Here is a 16,335-nt window from a genome sequence, read left to right on the forward strand (position 1 = left end):
AAGTAAGGAAACCGGCTGATATAGCCGGTTTTTTTATGCCTGCTCTTCGGCGATCAGTGGCAGTTCCACACGGAACGTCGTGCCTTGATCGACCACGCTCAGGCACTCGATCCGACCGCCATGGTGATCCACCACGGCTTTGACCATCGACAGCCCCAACCCCACACCGTCGATGCCTTGTGCAGAAGAAAAGCGTCGGTATTGGCTGAACAGATCAGGCAGTTCCTCTGCCGCGATGCCTTTGCCTTGATCGGTCAGTTCACAACGCAACCAGTCGTCATGGCAGCTGACACGCATGACGATCGTGGATCCGGCCGGGCTGTACTTGATTGCGTTTTCCAGCAGGTTGAACAGTGCTCGGGTCAACAAGCCTTGATCGGCCAGGATCAAACGCTCCTGGGAGTGTTCGTCCATGTCGTTCAACAGCTGGATGCGCTTTTGCTGGGCGATGGGCAGTGCCTGATCCAGCACGTCCATGACCAGCATTCCGAACAAGCTCGGCTGAAACCGGTACGCCTCGGATTCCGCCCGGGCCAGCAGAACGAAGCCGTCGGTGAGTTCCAGCGCCCGGCGTACCTGACGCTCAATCTGTTCGAGCAGTGGCGAATCCGTTCCTGCCTGATGCCGGTGTACATCGAGCAGGGCGAGAATCGCCGAATGGGGCGCGCGCAGGTCATGGGACAGAAAGCGCAGCAATACACCGCGCTGTTCCTCGGCGGCGCGTTCGGCGCTCAGGTCAGTGAGACTCAGGAGCCAGCCGATTGGCAGGTCGCCATCGACGGGCAACAACGCAGCACGCTCCAGGCGCAGGCTGCGTTCCTTGTGATCACGAAACTCCAGCAGAGGCAGCTCGGAGAGCGGCGGGCGCTGATCGGTGGACAACTCCGGATAGCCCAGGCTCGCCAGTTGATCGAGCACATCCTCGCCCACCAGATTGTGATCGAACAGGCTCCGTGCCTTGCGGTTGCCCAACAAGACTTGCCCCCGTGGATCGCTGATCAGGGTCGCGACCGGGAGATATTCCAGCCCGTCGGCAATGAACCGGCGGGTATCGCGGGTGCGGCTCATGGCTTGCTCAAGCGCCATGATCTGCCCCTGCAAGCGGTCGGCGCCGGGAAACTGCGCCCGACGCCGTTCGGGGAAGACTTTCGGTTCACTGTCCAGCCGCGCAAGCTCCCAACCGAAGTAGGTCAGCACCACGCTCAGGCGTCGCCAGTTCCAGATCAGATAACCGAACAACATACCCAGCACCGCCGGCGTCGGTGACCACCAACGCCGCATCTCAGCCAGGCCTGCACTGGTCAACAGCACGCAGGCCATCCCGCCCAATGTGAGCCAGAGCGCCAGACGCGGGCGCCACAGCAGCAACCCAAGTACGCACGCGACCATGGCTACCGAAAGTCCTGCGCCCAGCAACGGCGCCGAGTCATGCAAATTGATCTGCGCACGCCAGGAAAGCAGTGCAGTCAGCGGCAACAGCACTAGACTTATCCACACCCACTCGCGCACCAGTTGCCGGAACAAACGCTGAACCTGGCTGGGTACGCGACTTTCGTGTCGGCGCTGGTTATTCATGGGAAACAGGGCAGGGCGGGTTGAATGGATTCATAGACGGCCGGTCTGAGGACGTAGACCCGAAGAATCATAGCGGCTCACCCCACGGCGTGCCGCTTACTTTCACTGCATGGAGAGAGCCGATCCGGTCGGCACCCATTGCCCGAGCGACAAGGAACCACCGCGTATGCGCGTTGCGATACTGGACGATGAACCCGCCGAACTGCGCCGGGTCGAGCAGACCCTGCAACAAATCGCCGAGGCTGGAGGACAGCCGTGGTCACTTCACAGCTTCGAAAGCGGTGAAGACCTCCTGCGCCAGTTGCGCCGGGAAACCTTCGACCTGTTGATCCTCGACTGGCAATTGCCCGACCTCACCGGCCTGGCACTGCTGCGCTGGACCCGCGAACACATGGAAGCCCCGCCGGCCGCCATAATGCTCACCAGCCGCGACGGCGAGAGCGATATCGTCCAGGCGTTGAATGCGGGAGCCGACGATTACGTGAGCAAACCGTTTCGACCCAATGAATTGAAGGCCCGCGTGGCAGCGGTATTGCGTCGGCATAGCCTGCAACGTAGCGCACCCGCCGAAGTCCTGCGTTTTAACGATCTGGTGTTCGACGACGCCGAACTGACCGTTACCCGCGACGGGAAACCGATCGTCATGACCGAACGCGAATATCGTCTCGCCCACTGCCTGTTCAGCAACCTGGGGCGGCCGCTGTCGCGGGATTACCTGTACGAGAGATTCTGGCCCCACGAAGAGATGTCCACGTCGCGACCACTGGACACCCATATTTATCGCCTACGCAACAAACTCGGACTGACGGCGGATCGGGGTTGGCAGCTGCTGACGATTTATGGGTATGGGTATCGGTTGGAGAGTGTGGCGGCGGTGTCTGAGTAAGACTGCGTAGTTTGATCTGCCAATAAAAAGGCCAACGCAATGCGTTGGCCTTTTTTTGACGACGACCGGGATCAGAAGTCCAGGTTGGACACCGCCAGAGCGTTGCTCTCGATGAAGTCACGGCGAGGTTCGACCGCATCACCCATCAGGGTGTTGAAGATCTGGTCTGCGCCAATGGCGTCTTCGATGGTGACTTTCAGCATGCGGCGCACGCTTGGGTCCATGGTGGTTTCCCACAGCTGATCCGGGTTCATTTCACCCAGACCTTTGTATCGCTGGATAGTGTGGCGCTTGGTGCTTTCGGCCATCAGCCAGTCCAGGGCTTCCTTGAACTCGGTGACCGCTTTCTTGCGTTCGCCACGCTGGATGTAGGCGCCTTCGTCGAGCAGGGTGCTCAATTGAGCGCCGAGGGTGACGACGGTCTTGTAGTCGTTGCTGCCGAAGAAGTCGCGGTTGAAGGTGACGTAGTTCGACAGGCCGTGGGAGATCAGCTCGACCTCTGGCAGCCATACGCCACGCTCGCGGTCTTCACGCAGGCTGGCCTTGTAGACCAGACCCGACTTCTCGACGGTGCGCAGACGGACTTCGTATTGGGCCAGCCAATCTTGCATCTTGGCGTGGTCGCCGAGCATTTCCAGACTGACGGCCGGCAGGTAGATGAAGTGCTCGGTCAGTTCCTGCGGGTACAGGCGCGACAGACGCTTGAGGGTCTTCATCACCATGCGGAAGTCATTCACCAGACGTTCCAGCGCTTCACCGGAAATGCCCGGGGCGTCTTCGTTCAGGTGCAGGCTCGCATCTTCCAGGGCCGACTGCGTCATGTACTCTTCCATGGCGTCGTCGTCTTTGATGTATTGCTCTTGCTTGCCTTTCTTGACCTTGTACAGCGGCGGCTGGGCGATGTAGATGTAGCCGCGCTCGATCAGCTCAGGCAACTGGCGGAAGAAGAACGTCAGCAGCAGGGTACGGATGTGCGAACCGTCGACGTCAGCATCGGTCATGATGATGATGTTGTGATAGCGCAGCTTGTCGATGTTGTACTCTTCGCGACCGATACCGCAGCCCAGCGCGGTAATCAGGGTGCCCACTTCCTGGGACGAGATCATCTTGTCGAAACGGGCTTTCTCGACGTTGAGGATCTTGCCCTTCAGCGGCAGGATGGCCTGGGTCTTGCGGTTACGTCCCTGCTTGGCAGAGCCGCCCGCGGAGTCACCTTCCACGAGGTACAGTTCGGACAGCGCCGGGTCTTTTTCCTGGCAGTCAGCGAGCTTGCCCGGCAGACCGGCGATGTCCAGCGCGCCTTTGCGACGGGTCATCTCACGGGCCTTGCGCGCCGCTTCACGGGCACGGGCTGCGTCGATCATCTTGCCGACAACCAGTTTGGCTTCGTTCGGGTTTTCCAGCAGGAAATCGGAGAAGTACTTGCCCATTTCCTGTTCGACCGCGGTCTTCACTTCGGAAGAAACCAGCTTGTCTTTGGTCTGGGAGCTGAACTTCGGATCCGGCACCTTCACCGAAATGATCGCAGTCAGGCCTTCACGTGCATCGTCACCGGTGGTGGCGACTTTGTGCTTCTTCGCCAGACCTTCCTGCTCGATGTAGTTGTTCAGGTTACGCGTCAGTGCGGAACGGAAGCCCACCAGGTGGGTGCCGCCGTCGCGCTGCGGAATGTTGTTGGTGAAACACAACAGGTTCTCGTTGAAGCTGTCGTTCCACTGCAGGGCGATTTCCACGCCGATGCCGTCTTCACGCTGGATGTTGAAGTGGAACACCTGGTTGACCGCAGTCTTGTTGGTGTTCAGGTATTCAACGAACGCACGCAGGCCACCTTCGTACTTGAACAGCTCTTCCTTGCCGCTGCGCTCGTCCTTCAGGACGATACCGACACCGGAGTTGAGGAAGGACAGTTCACGAATGCGCTTGGCCAGGATGTCCCAGCTGAAGTGAATGTTCTTGAAGGTTTCCTTGGAAGCCTTGAAGTGAATCTGGGTACCGGTGGTTTCGCTGTCACCAACGATCGCCATCGGCGCCTGAGGTACGCCATGGACGTAGGTCTGTTCCCAGATTTTGCCGCTGCGGCGAACGGTCAGGACCAGCTCTTCGGACAGCGCGTTCACTACCGAAACACCTACACCGTGCAGACCGCCGGATACCTTGTAGGAGTTGTCGTCGAACTTACCACCGGCGTGGAGGACGGTCATGATGACCTCGGCGGCGGAAACGCCTTCCTCTTTATGCACGTCTACCGGGATGCCACGACCGTTGTCTTTGACGGTGATGGACTCATCCGGGTGGATGATGATGCTGATGTCGTCGCAGTGGCCGGCGAGGGCTTCGTCGATCGAATTGTCGACCACCTCGAACACCATGTGGTGCAGACCGCTGCCATCGTCGGTGTCACCAATGTACATACCGGGACGTTTGCGCACGGCATCCAGGCCTTTCAGCACTTTAATGCTCGATGAGTCGTACGTATTTTCTTCGCTCAATGCCTTCACTCCCGATGGTCGTGGGTCTGGGTGATACGGCCCTGTTCCACGTGGAACAGAGCGACTGGCGTTTCCGTCTGCCAGCCTTCCCTCAATAATTCGTGATCTACACAGGTAATAAAAACCTGGCAGCGTAAGTCTTCCAGCAAGCGGCACAGCGCGCGACGGTGACTCTCATCCAGCTCGGACGGCAAGTCATCCACCAGATAAATACACTGGCCGCGTCGGGCCTGGCTCACCAAATGCCCCTGGGCAATCCGCAACGCACAGACCACCAACTTTTGCTGACCCCGGGACAAGATGTCCGCAGCGTTGTGAGCGCCCAATCTAAGACGCAAGTCAGCCCGTTGTGGCCCAGCCTGGGTATGACCCATTTGCTGGTCCCGTTGCACGGATCCGGCGAGTACAGCGCTCAGTTCCCGGTCCTTGTCCCAGCCTCGGTAATAGCTGAGCGTCAAACCTTCGAGCTCAACCAGTTCGCTCAAGGTTTGTTCAAAGACTGGTTTCAAGGCTTTGATGTAAGCGCGGCGGTATTCATCGATTTCAGCGCTGGCCTGGCACAGTTCCCTGTCCCAAACCGCTTGCGAAACGGCGTCAAGTGTACCATGCCGCAGCCAGGAGTTTCTCTGGCGCAAGGCCTTCTGCAAACGCTGCCAGGTGGCCATGAACCGCGGCTCGACGTGGAACACGCCCCAGTCGAGGAACTGTCGGCGAATCTTCGGCGCGCCTTCCAGCAGGCGAAAGCTGTCGGGATTGATCAACTGCAGCGGCAAGATTTCCGCCAGTTGCGCAGCGCTGCGGGCATTCTGACCGTCGATGCGGATCTGGAACTCGCCCTGACGATCGCGAGATATCCCCAATGCGCTGTGGCCACCCTCGGCGAGTTCGACCTGTCCGAAAACGGTGCAGGCAAGCTGCTCGTACTGGATGACCGGCAACAGCCGCGTGCTACGAAACGAACGGGCAAGCCCCAGCAGGTGAATGGCTTCCAGAACACTGGTTTTGCCGCTGCCGTTGGCACCGTAAAGAATGTTGATTCGGGGGGAGGGGGAGAAGGTCACCGGGTGCAGATTGCGCACCGCGGTGACCGAGACGCGACTTAGCGACATCCAGAGTCAGCTGATTACAGACGCATCGGCATGACAACGTAAGCCGAATCGTCGTTGTCGGACTCTTGCACCAGCGCACTGCTGTTGGAGTCGGACAGGATCAGACGAACCTGCTCGGTGGTCATCACGCCCAGCACGTCGAGCAGATAGCTGACGTTGAAGCCGATTTCCAGGGAGCCGCCGTTGTATTCCACACCTACTTCTTCTTCCGCTTCTTCCTGCTCCGGGTTGTTAGCCTGGATCTTCAACTGACCGCTGGCCAGTTGCAGACGGATACCACGGTATTTCTCGTTGGACAGAATCGCGGTACGGCTGAAAGCTTCACGCAACGCCTGACGATCGCCCAGCACCAGCTTGTCGCCGCCCTTCGGCAGAACGCGCTCGTAATCCGGGAACTTGCCGTCGACCAGTTTCGAGGTAAAGGTGAACTCGCCGGTGGTAGCGCGGATGTGATGCTGACCCAGGACGATGCTGACGTTGCCGTCCGGCTCGGTGAGCAGACGCGCCAGTTCGAGAATACCTTTACGCGGCACGATTACCTGGTGGCGTTCCTGCTGACCGATGTCGGCCTGCATCGAACACATGGCCAGACGGTGACCGTCGGTAGCGACGGCACGGATCACACCGGTCGAGACTTCCAGCAACATGCCGTTGAGGTAGTAACGCACGTCCTGCTGGGCCATCGCGAAACTGGTGCGTTCGATCAGGCGACGCAGCTTGCTCTGTTCCAGGCTGGTGGTCAGCGAACCCGGGCCTTCTTCTACAGTCGGGAAGTCATTGGCCGGCAGGGTCGACAGGGTGAATCGGCTACGGCCGGCTTTCACCACCAGCTTCTGCTCGTCGACCTTGATATCGATCAGCGCATCGTTCGGCAGGCTCTTGCAGATGTCCATCAGCTTGCGCGCCGGCACGGTGATGGAACCTGTTTCAGCCGGCTCCTCAAGTTGCACGCGACCGACCAGCTCGACTTCCAGGTCGGTACCGGTCAGCGACAGTTGCTGGCCATCGACAACCAGCAGCACGTTGGACAGTACCGGCAAGGTCTGTCGGCGCTCGACGACGCCTGCGACCAGTTGCAGGGGTTTCAACAGGGCTTCGCGTTGAATGGTGAAATGCATGGTCTAGTCCCTTGCCTTAATAAGCTGCGCTGGTGTTCATCAAGTGGTCAGTGTACGCAGCAGGTTCTTGTAGTCCTCGCGGATGTCCGCGTCGGATTCCTTAAGTTCGTTGATCTTGCGGCAGGCGTGCAACACCGTCGTGTGGTCGCGGCCGCCAAACACATCGCCGATTTCCGGCAGGCTGTGGTTGGTCAGTTCCTTGGACAGGGCCATGGCCACCTGACGCGGACGAGCGACCGAACGCGAACGGCGTTTGGACAGCAAGTCGGAGATCTTGATCTTGTAGTACTCGGCGACGGTACGCTGAATGTTATCCACAGAGACCAGTTTGTCCTGCAGCGCCAACAGGTCTTTCAGGGATTCGCGAATCAACTCGATGGTGATGTCGCGGCCCATGAAGTGCGAGTGGGCGATCACGCGTTTCAGCGCACCTTCCAGCTCGCGGACGTTGGAGCGAATACGCTGGGCAATGAAGAACGCCGCGTCATGAGGCAACTCGACTTTGGCCTGGTCGGCCTTCTTCATCAAAATCGCGACGCGGGTTTCCAGTTCCGGTGGCTCGACGGCAACCGTCAGGCCCCAGCCGAAGCGGGATTTGAGGCGTTCTTCAAGGCCTTCGATTTCTTTCGGGTAGCGGTCACTGGTAAGGATGACCTGCTGGCCACCTTCAAGCAGGGCGTTGAAGGTGTGGAAAAACTCTTCCTGGGAACGTTCCTTGCGGGCGAAGAACTGAATGTCGTCGATCAGCAGGGCGTCCACCGAACGGTAGAAACGCTTGAACTCGTTGATTGCGTTCAATTGCAGCGCCTTGACCATGTCGGCCACGAAACGCTCGGAATGCAGGTACACGACCTTGGCATTCGGGTTCTTCTTTAATAGATGGTTGCCCACCGCGTGCATCAAGTGCGTCTTACCCAGACCTACACCGCCATAAAGGAACAGCGGGTTGTAGCCGTGCTTGGGATTGTCTGCCACTTGCCAGGCCGCCGCACGGGCGAGCTGGTTGGACTTACCTTCGACGAAGTTTTCGAAGGTGAAGGTGCGGTTCAGGTAGCTGGTGTGCTTGAGCGCGCCTTCGACCTGCACGGTGCGCTGTTCGGCGCGAACCGGTGCCTGTTGCGAAGCGGCGCCGGCCATCGGATCAAAGCTGTCGCGGGACGGCTCTTCACTGATCTCTTCGGTTTTCTGAGGCGAACGCTTGGTCGGTGCAGGTGTCGGCGCTGGCGCTGGTGCGCTGGCCGGTACTGCATTGGCCTGAGCCTGGGCCACTTGAGCAGCAGCCAATGGCGCATTCGGGGCGGCACGCGGGGCCGAACTGCGTTTGCTGCCTATTAATAAGGAAAGCGACGGTGCCAGACCATTGCCATGCTCATCCAGCAGTTCAAGGACGCGCCCCAGGTACTTCTCGTTGACCCAGTCCAGAACAAAACGATTCGGTGCATAGACGCGCAACTCGTCGCCTTCGGCTTCGACCTGTAGTGGACGGATCCAGGTGTTGAATTGTTGGGCAGGCAGCTCTTCGCGCAAAAGCTCCACGCACTGCTGCCAAAGTTCCACTGACACGGATATCCCCTAAGTTGAAAGCCGGTGAGGCAAAAACAAGCGGCCATTGTAGCGGCCAGTCGTCCACTTATCCACATGCAGGTTGCCCGGTGCACATGATTTATCAATGCGTTAAACGAGAAAAAGGCGACCAACGGTGTGTGCATAAGCTTTGTGGATAACCCTATCTGAGCACACTGGACAACTGGGGGCGAAAGTCGGTGGATAACCGGGCTGTGGATAACCGCCCTTTCCACACACAGGTTATCCGACAGTGCAGCACAGGCTTAACACGGTTTTCCACTGTAGTTGTCATTCTCTGTACATCGCTTGAAACAAGGCCTTGAGCCAGTTATCCACAGACGAGGACGTGCCTAGCTTTTACAAGCTTTACAGAAAAGCTTTAAATAATTCCCTTCTTTATTTTTATCTCTGGCAAACGGTTAATCAGGTCCCCCACGCTCCGAAGATCTATTTATAAGGAAACGTTGGTTGGAAATTGACCTATGGACTTGCTTTCTCTAGAATCCCCGGTCTCTTAAAACGGGGGCCATTCCGGCCCGTTGTGGACGAACCAGGTAACACGACATGAAACGTACTTTCCAACCAAGCACTATCAAACGCGCTCGTACCCACGGTTTCCGTGCTCGCATGGCTACCAAGAACGGTCGTGCCGTACTGTCGCGTCGTCGCGCCAAAGGCCGCGCACGTCTGGCAGTTTGATAATCCGGCACTGGAGGTGAGTCAGGACTTCAGTCGGGAAAAGCGTCTGCTTACTCCCCGGCACTTCAAGGCGGTCTTTGACTCCCCTACCGGCAAGGTTCCGGGGAAAAATCTCCTGCTCCTTGCGCGCAACAACGATCTCGATCACCCCCGTCTCGGGCTGGTTATCGGGAAAAAGAGTGTAAAACTCTCCGTCGAGCGCAATCGCCTCAAACGTCTGATGCGCGAATCGTTTCGCCTGCACCAGGATTCACTGGTCGGCTGGGACATCGTTATCGTCGCGCGCAAAGGTTTGGGTGACGTAGAAAACCCCGAATTGATTCAGCATTTCGGCAAACTCTGGAAGCGGCTGGCACGCAACAAGCCGGTACCAGCAGTCAAAACCGAAACTGTAGGGGTAGACAGTCCCGATGCGTAAACTGGCACTCGTTCCGATCCAGTTTTATCGCTACGCCATTAGTCCCTTGATGGCCAGTCACTGTCGTTTCTACCCCAGCTGTTCCTGCTACGCGTATGAAGCCATCGAAAATCATGGCCTTCTGCGCGGTGGCTGGCTGACCTTTCGTCGTTTAGGTCGCTGTCATCCGTGGAATCCCGGTGGTTATGACCCGGTTCCACCTATCCCTACCTCCCGTTCTTCTTCGATGGCCGAGTAATCATGGATATCAAACGCACGATCCTGATCGTCGCCCTGGCAATCGTGTCCTACGTCATGGTCCTTAAATGGAACCAGGACTATGGCCAGGCTGCCCTGCCGACTCAGAATGTTGCTTCCAGTACGACTACATCCGGTTTGCCGGACACCGCCACTGGCAATAATGCTGCCGCCAGTGACGATATTCCGCGCGCCGCAAGTGATACCAGCGCACCTGCCGAAACGCCGGTCGCCGTCAGCAAGGATCTGATCCAGATCAAGACCGACGTGCTCGATCTCGCGATCGATCCACAAGGTGGCGATGTTGCCCAGCTGACCTTGCCGCTGTATCCACGCCGTCAGGATCGTCCGGACGTACCGTTCCAGCTGTTCGACAACGGCGGCGAACGTACTTATCTGGCACAGAGCGGTCTGATCGGCACCAACGGTCCGGATGCAAATCCGGCCGGTCGTCCGATCTACTCCTCGGAGAAGAAGACTTATCAACTGGCTGACGGTCAGGACCAACTGGTCGTTGACCTGAAGTTCAGCAAGGACGGCGTCAATTACATCAAGCGTTTCACTCTGAAACGTGGCCTGTATGACGTGACCGTGACTTATCTGATCGACAACCAGAGCGCTCAGCCTTGGTCCGGTTCGATGTTTGCCCAGCTGAAACGCGATGCAAGTGCCGATCCTTCGTCGACTACTGCTACCGGTACCGCGACTTACCTGGGCGCTGCCCTGTGGACAAGTTCCGAGCCGTACAAGAAAGTGTCCATGAAGGACATGGACAAAGGTCAGCTCAAGGAAACCGTCACCGGTGGCTGGGTAGCCTGGCTGCAACACTACTTCGTGACGGCATGGGTTGCTCCGAAGGGCGAAAACAACATCGTCCAGACCCGTAAAGACAGCAAAGGCAATTACATCATCGGTTACACCGGTCCTTCGCTGACCGCTGCACCGGGTGCGAAAGTCGAAACCAGCGCTGTTCTGTACGCCGGTCCGAAAAGCCAGGCTGTGCTGAAAGAGTTGTCCCCAGGTCTGGAACTGACCGTCGACTACGGCATTCTGTGGTTCATTGCCCAGCCAATCTTCTGGCTCCTGCAACATATCCACAGCATCGTCGGCAACTGGGGCTGGTCGATCATCTTCCTGACCATGCTGATCAAAGGGATTTTCTTCCCTCTGTCGGCCGCCAGCTACAAGTCGATGGCCCGCATGCGCGCCGTGGCTCCGAAACTGGCTGCACTGAAAGAGCAACATGGCGATGACCGGCAGAAAATGTCGCAAGCCATGATGGAGCTGTACAAGAAAGAGAAGATCAATCCGCTGGGCGGCTGCTTGCCGATCCTGGTGCAGATGCCGGTTTTCCTTTCTCTGTACTGGGTTCTGCTGGAAAGCGTGGAAATGCGCCAGGCGCCGTTCATGCTGTGGATTACTGACCTGTCGATCAAGGATCCGTTCTTCATCCTGCCGATCATCATGGGCGCGACCATGTTCATCCAGCAGCGTCTGAACCCTACACCTCCGGATCCGATGCAGGCCAAGGTGATGAAAATGATGCCAATCATCTTCACCTTCTTCTTCCTGTGGTTCCCGGCAGGTCTGGTGCTGTACTGGGTTGTGAACAACTGCCTGTCGATTGCCCAACAGTGGTACATCACGCGTAAGATCGAAGCGGCGACGAAAAAAGCCGAGGCGTAACTTACTCTGTGTATAACACCACTCAAAACGCCCCCTAGTGGGGCGTTTTGCTATCTGCCATTTTTGTCTGGATACCGGTTTATGAGCGCACCTCGTGAAACCATCGCAGCCGTCGCTACCGCCCAGGGCCGTGGCGGCGTGGGCATCGTTCGAATTTCCGGGCCGCTGGCCAGCGTTGCAGCCAAAGCCATCAGCGGCCGTGAACTGAAACCACGGTTTGCCCACTACGGCCCGTTCTTCAGTGAAGATCAGCAGGTGCTGGATGAAGGTCTGGCGTTATATTTCCCGGGGCCGAACTCGTTCACTGGCGAAGACGTACTGGAACTGCAGGGACACGGTGGCCCGATCGTCCTCGACATGTTGCTCAAGCGTTGTCTGGAACTGGGTTGCCGTCTGGCGCGGCCCGGTGAGTTCAGCGAAAGAGCATTCCTCAATGACAAACTCGACCTGGCCCAGGCCGAGGCCATTGCCGACCTGATCGAAGCCAGTTCTGCACAGGCCGCACGAAACGCTCTGCGTTCGTTGCAGGGTGCATTTTCCCAACGTGTGCATAACCTCACCGAACAGCTGATCGGTTTGCGGATTTATGTCGAAGCCGCGATCGACTTCCCGGAAGAAGAAATCGACTTCCTCGCCGATGGCCATGTCCTGAGCATGCTCGACAAGGTTCGTAACGAGTTATCCACCGTATTGCGCGAAGCCGGGCAGGGCGCATTGCTACGTGACGGCATGACCGTGGTGATTGCCGGTCGTCCGAATGCCGGCAAATCCAGTCTGCTGAATGCATTGGCCGGACGAGAAGCCGCCATCGTGACGGAGATCGCCGGCACGACTCGGGATATCCTGCGCGAACATATCCACATCGACGGCATGCCGCTGCACGTAGTGGACACCGCCGGTCTGCGCGACACCGATGATCATGTGGAAAAGATCGGCGTTGAACGAGCATTGAAAGCCATCGGCGAAGCTGATCGAGTGCTGCTGGTTGTCGATGCCATGGCGCCCGAGGCCGCCGATCCGTTTGCGCTGTGGCCGGAATTCCTTGAAACCCGGCCGGATCCGGCGAAGGTCACGCTGATTCGCAACAAGGCTGATCTCACCGGTGAACCCATTGCTCTGGAAGTCAGCGACGACGGCCATGTAACGATCAGTCTGAGCGCAAAATCCGCCGGTGAAGGGCTGGATCTGCTACGTGATCACCTCAAGGCCTGCATGGGCTACGAACAGACGTCGGAAAGCAGCTTCAGCGCACGCCGCCGGCACCTGGAAGCCCTGCGTCACGCCAGTGATGCCCTGGAACATGGACGTGCCCAACTGACGTTGGCGGGAGCGGGTGAGTTGTTGGCCGAAGACCTGCGTCAGGCCCAGCAGTCCCTTGGGGAAATCACCGGCGCCTTCAGCTCCGATGATCTGCTGGGACGGATCTTTTCCAGCTTCTGCATCGGTAAATAATCCATCCGCTGTCCACAGACAGGTCCATACGCGACCTGTCTGTTCCCTCTTCCTCGTATTTCCTTCCCCCAGTGCCGGACAGGTTTTCTGATCCTGGGCGGATTTTCTGCGTCCGCGATCCCTTCATTCATCAGATTTCTGTGAATTAAGCCCTGTGAATAACCGCCGCTGAGGGCAGTTGATAACAGGGCCTGAAAAGTGAACATAACTGCCTCTGTGGATAACCACCGCATTAATCCACAGGCTTAAACCGGTTATCCAAGGGCCTCATGGCGACATGGCCACAGGGTTTTGAATCTCTGTACACATTGAAAATAAAGGCCTGTAGAAATCTATCCACAGAAATCATGGGCAGTAAGAATAAGCTTTAAAACAAAGGTTTTATAAATTTCTCTCTTTTTTATTCTTTTAACCGCGAGTTCTCCACAGCTGGTTAAATTTTGTGCAAAGGGTTCTTTAGGAAGGGCGAAGTCCCTATACTTGCCGACCAGGTCCAGAAACCTGATCTCAAACTATTCCTGAATTACCTACTTAAGCAGGCACGAGGTGCGTGGTGGATTTCCCTTCCCGTTTTGAAGTGATCGTCATCGGCGGCGGTCATGCCGGTACCGAGGCAGCACTGGCCTCAGCACGCATGGGTGCAAAAACCCTTCTGCTGACGCACAACGTGGAAACCCTCGGTGCCATGAGTTGCAACCCGGCCATCGGAGGCATTGGCAAAAGCCATCTGGTCAAGGAAATCGACGCCCTCGGCGGCGCGATGGCCATGGCCACCGATCTGGGCGGTATCCAGTTTCGCGTGTTGAACAGCCGCAAAGGCCCGGCCGTACGTGCAACCCGTGCGCAAGCCGACCGTATTCTTTACAAGGCCGCTGTCCGCGAAATTCTGGAAAACCAGCCGAACCTGTGGATATTTCAACAAGCCGCTGACGACCTGATCGTCGAGCAGGAACAAGTACGCGGTGTTGTCACGCAAATGGGTCTGCGTTTCTTCGCCGATTCCGTGGTGTTGACCACCGGCACGTTCCTCGGCGGACTTATCCACATCGGTTTGCAGAATTTTTCCGGCGGTCGTGCCGGTGATCCCCCGTCGATCGCCCTTGCGCATCGCCTGCGTGAATTGCCGCTGCGCGTTGGACGCCTGAAAACCGGCACGCCACCGCGTATCGACGGCAAGTCTGTGGATTTCTCGGTGATGACCGAGCAGCCAGGTGATACGCCGATTCCGGTGATGTCGTTCATGGGCAACAAAGAACAACATCCACGGCAGGTCAGTTGCTGGATTACTCACACCAACGCCCGTACCCACGAAATCATTGCCGCGAACCTCGACCGTTCGCCGATGTATTCCGCTGCCGGCGAGATCGAAGGCATTGGCCCGCGTTATTGCCCGTCGATCGAAGACAAGATTCATCGCTTCGCCGACAAGGAAAGCCATCAGGTTTTCATCGAGCCGGAAGGCCTGACCACCCATGAGCTGTATCCGAACGGGATATCCACAAGCCTGCCGTTCGACGTGCAATTGCAGATCGTGCAATCGATTCGCGGCATGGAAAACGCGCACATCGTGCGTCCGGGTTATGCGATCGAGTACGACTACTTCGATCCGCGCGACCTGAAGTACAGCCTGGAAACCAAAGTCATCGGCGGTCTGTTTTTCGCTGGCCAGATCAACGGCACCACCGGTTACGAAGAAGCCGGCGCCCAGGGTTTGCTCGCAGGAGCCAACGCCGCGCTGCGTGCGAAAGGCAAAGAAGCCTGGTGTCCGCGTCGCGATGAAGCGTACATCGGGGTATTGGTCGACGACCTGATCACCCTCGGTACTCAAGAGCCGTACCGCATGTTCACTTCCCGTGCCGAGTACCGCCTCATCCTGCGTGAGGACAACGCGGACTTGCGTCTGACCGAAAAAGGTCGCGAACTGGGTCTGGTCGATGACGCGCGCTGGGCGGCTTTCTGCAAGAAGCGCGAAAACATCGAGCTGGAAGAGCAGCGTCTGAAAAGCACTTGGGTTCGCCCGGGCACCCAGCAGGGCGATGCAATTGCAGAAAAATTCGGCACTCCGCTGACTCACGAATACAACCTGCTCAATCTCTTGAGCCGTCCGGAAATCGACTACGCTGGTCTGGTCGAAGTGACCGGGCAGGGCGCTGAAGATCCACAGGTCGCCGAACAGGTCGAGATCAAGACCAAGTACGCCGGTTACATCGATCGCCAACAGGACGAAATCGCCCGTCTGCGCGCCAGTGAAGACACGAAACTGCCTGTGGATATCGATTACACCAACATTTCCGGTCTTTCCAAGGAGATCCAGAGCAAGTTGGGCGCCACGCGTCCCGAGACGCTGGGCCAGGCTTCGCGGATCCCGGGTGTGACCCCGGCAGCAATTTCGCTGTTGATGATTCATTTGAAAAAACGCGGCGCGGGCCGTCAGTTGGAGCAAAGCGCTTGAGTTCTAAGGTCACTTCGCAACACGCCGAAGAGTTATCCACAGGAGCCCGCGAGCTCGGTGTCAATCTCACTGAAACCCAGCACGAATTGCTGCTGGGTTATCTGGCCCTGTTGATCAAATGGAACCAGGCCTACAACCTGACCGCCGTTCGCGACCCGGACGAAATGGTGTCCCGTCACTTGCTCGATAGCCTCAGCGTGATGTCGTTCATCGAAAACGGTCGCTGGCTGGATGTCGGCAGCGGCGGCGGCATGCCGGGGATCCCTCTGGCGATCCTGTATCCGGACTCGCAAGTGACGTGCCTGGACAGCAACGGCAAGAAAACCCGTTTTCTGACCCAGGTCAAACTCGAACTCAAACTGAAACTGGATAACCTGCAAGTTATCCACAGTCGCGTCGAAGCGTTCCAGCCTGCACAGCCATTCAACGGGATTATTTCCCGGGCATTCAGCAGCATGGAGAACTTCACCAACTGGACTCGCCACCTCGGCGACGCCGATACGCGCTGGCTGGCAATGAAGGGCGTCCATCCGGCCGATGAGCTGGTAGCATTGCCGGCAGACTTCAAACTCGATAGCGAACACGCCCTGGCCGTACCCGGTTGCCAAGGCCAACGCCATCTGCTGATACTGCGCCGCACGGCATGAT

At 57.8% G+C, this 16,335-nt stretch carries 13 protein-coding genes; 8 read left to right on the forward strand and 5 right to left on the reverse strand.

Annotated features, from left to right (window positions below):
- Positions 1–33 precede the first annotated feature (33 nt).
- Positions 34–1,575 (reverse strand): HAMP domain-containing sensor histidine kinase, encoded by a 1,542-nt coding sequence (locus tag CAF73_RS06045; RefSeq protein WP_085696620.1) that lies wholly within the window; start codon positions 1,573–1,575, stop codon positions 34–36.
- A 166-nt stretch (positions 1,576–1,741) separates the two neighbouring features.
- Here CAF73_RS06045 and CAF73_RS06050 point away from each other — a divergent pair, with 166 nt between their 5' ends.
- Positions 1,742–2,461 (forward strand): response regulator transcription factor, encoded by a 720-nt coding sequence (locus CAF73_RS06050; protein ID WP_085696622.1) that lies wholly within the window; start codon positions 1,742–1,744, stop codon positions 2,459–2,461.
- 71 nt (positions 2,462–2,532) lie between these two features.
- Here the strand turns inward: CAF73_RS06050 and gyrB are convergent, their stop codons facing one another.
- The 4 genes from gyrB to dnaA are packed head-to-tail and all read right to left on the reverse strand — an operon-like array spanning position 2,533 to position 8,740.
- Positions 2,533–4,950: a DNA topoisomerase (ATP-hydrolyzing) subunit B gene (gene gyrB, locus CAF73_RS06055; protein WP_085686140.1), complete on the reverse strand. Its 2,418-nt coding sequence runs from the start codon at positions 4,948–4,950 to the stop codon at positions 2,533–2,535.
- Positions 4,951–4,955: 5 nt separating this feature from the next.
- Complete coding sequence (recF, locus tag CAF73_RS06060) at positions 4,956–6,059, reverse strand: DNA replication/repair protein RecF (RefSeq protein WP_003220208.1); 1,104 nt, start codon at positions 6,057–6,059, stop codon at positions 4,956–4,958.
- A gap of 14 nt (positions 6,060–6,073) precedes the next feature.
- A complete protein-coding gene (gene dnaN, locus CAF73_RS06065) occupies positions 6,074–7,177 on the reverse strand; it encodes a DNA polymerase III subunit beta (protein ID WP_007954131.1) in 1,104 nt (367 codons plus the stop codon).
- Positions 7,178–7,216: 39 nt separating this feature from the next.
- Entirely contained in the window at positions 7,217–8,740 is a 1,524-nt protein-coding gene (dnaA, locus tag CAF73_RS06070) for a chromosomal replication initiator protein DnaA (RefSeq protein WP_085696623.1), read from the reverse strand.
- A 567-nt stretch (positions 8,741–9,307) separates the two neighbouring features.
- On the opposite strand from dnaA, the gene rpmH reads away from it, so the two are divergent.
- The 7 genes from rpmH to rsmG all read left to right on the forward strand — a co-directional run bounded on the left by rpmH (position 9,308) and on the right by rsmG (position 16,334).
- A complete protein-coding gene (gene rpmH / locus CAF73_RS06075) occupies positions 9,308–9,442 on the forward strand; it encodes a 50S ribosomal protein L34 (RefSeq protein ID WP_003213577.1) in 135 nt (44 codons plus the stop codon).
- Between the two features lie 16 nt (positions 9,443–9,458).
- Positions 9,459–9,860 (forward strand): ribonuclease P protein component, encoded by a 402-nt coding sequence (gene rnpA / locus CAF73_RS06080; protein ID WP_011336726.1) that lies wholly within the window; start codon positions 9,459–9,461, stop codon positions 9,858–9,860.
- Positions 9,853–10,098 carry a membrane protein insertion efficiency factor YidD gene (yidD, locus tag CAF73_RS06085; RefSeq protein WP_010465488.1) on the forward strand — a complete coding sequence of 82 codons (246 nt, stop codon included), beginning with the start codon at positions 9,853–9,855 and terminating at the stop codon, positions 10,096–10,098. The genes rnpA and yidD overlap by 8 nt, the downstream gene beginning before the upstream one ends.
- Positions 10,099–10,100: 2 nt before the next feature.
- Entirely contained in the window at positions 10,101–11,783 is a 1,683-nt protein-coding gene (gene yidC / locus CAF73_RS06090; protein WP_007954136.1) for a membrane protein insertase YidC, read from the forward strand.
- An 81-nt stretch (positions 11,784–11,864) separates the two neighbouring features.
- Positions 11,865–13,235, forward strand: a complete 1,371-nt coding sequence (gene mnmE / locus CAF73_RS06095; protein WP_085702242.1) for a tRNA uridine-5-carboxymethylaminomethyl(34) synthesis GTPase MnmE — start codon at positions 11,865–11,867, stop codon at positions 13,233–13,235.
- Positions 13,236–13,788: 553 nt separating this feature from the next.
- A complete protein-coding gene (gene mnmG / locus CAF73_RS06105; RefSeq protein WP_085702244.1) occupies positions 13,789–15,687 on the forward strand; it encodes a tRNA uridine-5-carboxymethylaminomethyl(34) synthesis enzyme MnmG in 1,899 nt (632 codons plus the stop codon).
- On the forward strand, positions 15,684–16,334 hold the full coding sequence (gene rsmG / locus CAF73_RS06110) for a 16S rRNA (guanine(527)-N(7))-methyltransferase RsmG (protein ID WP_085702245.1): 651 nt from the start codon (positions 15,684–15,686) through the stop codon (positions 16,332–16,334). Before mnmG ends, rsmG begins: the two co-directional genes overlap by 4 nt.
- Position 16,335: the final 1 nt, after the last annotated feature.

It is taken from the genome of Pseudomonas sp. B15(2017), from assembly GCF_002113215.1.
Classification (GTDB): domain Bacteria; phylum Pseudomonadota; class Gammaproteobacteria; order Pseudomonadales; family Pseudomonadaceae; genus Aquipseudomonas.

Excerpts from the sequence above, each read along its gene's own strand:
- CAF73_RS06045 (WP_085696620.1), bottom strand. The coding sequence starts at position 1,575 with ATGAATAACCAGCGCCGACACGAAAGTCGCGTACCCAGCCAGGTTCAG.
- CAF73_RS06050 (WP_085696622.1), top strand. The coding sequence starts at position 1,742 with ATGCGCGTTGCGATACTGGACGATGAACCCGCCGAACTGCGCCGGGTC.
- recF (WP_003220208.1), bottom strand. The coding sequence starts at position 6,059 with ATGTCGCTAAGTCGCGTCTCGGTCACCGCGGTGCGCAATCTGCACCCG.
- dnaN (WP_007954131.1), bottom strand. The coding sequence starts at position 7,177 with ATGCATTTCACCATTCAACGCGAAGCCCTGTTGAAACCCCTGCAACTG.
- rpmH (WP_003213577.1), top strand. The coding sequence starts at position 9,308 with ATGAAACGTACTTTCCAACCAAGCACTATCAAACGCGCTCGTACCCAC.
- yidD (WP_010465488.1), top strand. The coding sequence starts at position 9,853 with ATGCGTAAACTGGCACTCGTTCCGATCCAGTTTTATCGCTACGCCATT.
- yidC (WP_007954136.1), top strand. The coding sequence starts at position 10,101 with ATGGATATCAAACGCACGATCCTGATCGTCGCCCTGGCAATCGTGTCC.
- mnmE (WP_085702242.1), top strand. The coding sequence starts at position 11,865 with ATGAGCGCACCTCGTGAAACCATCGCAGCCGTCGCTACCGCCCAGGGC.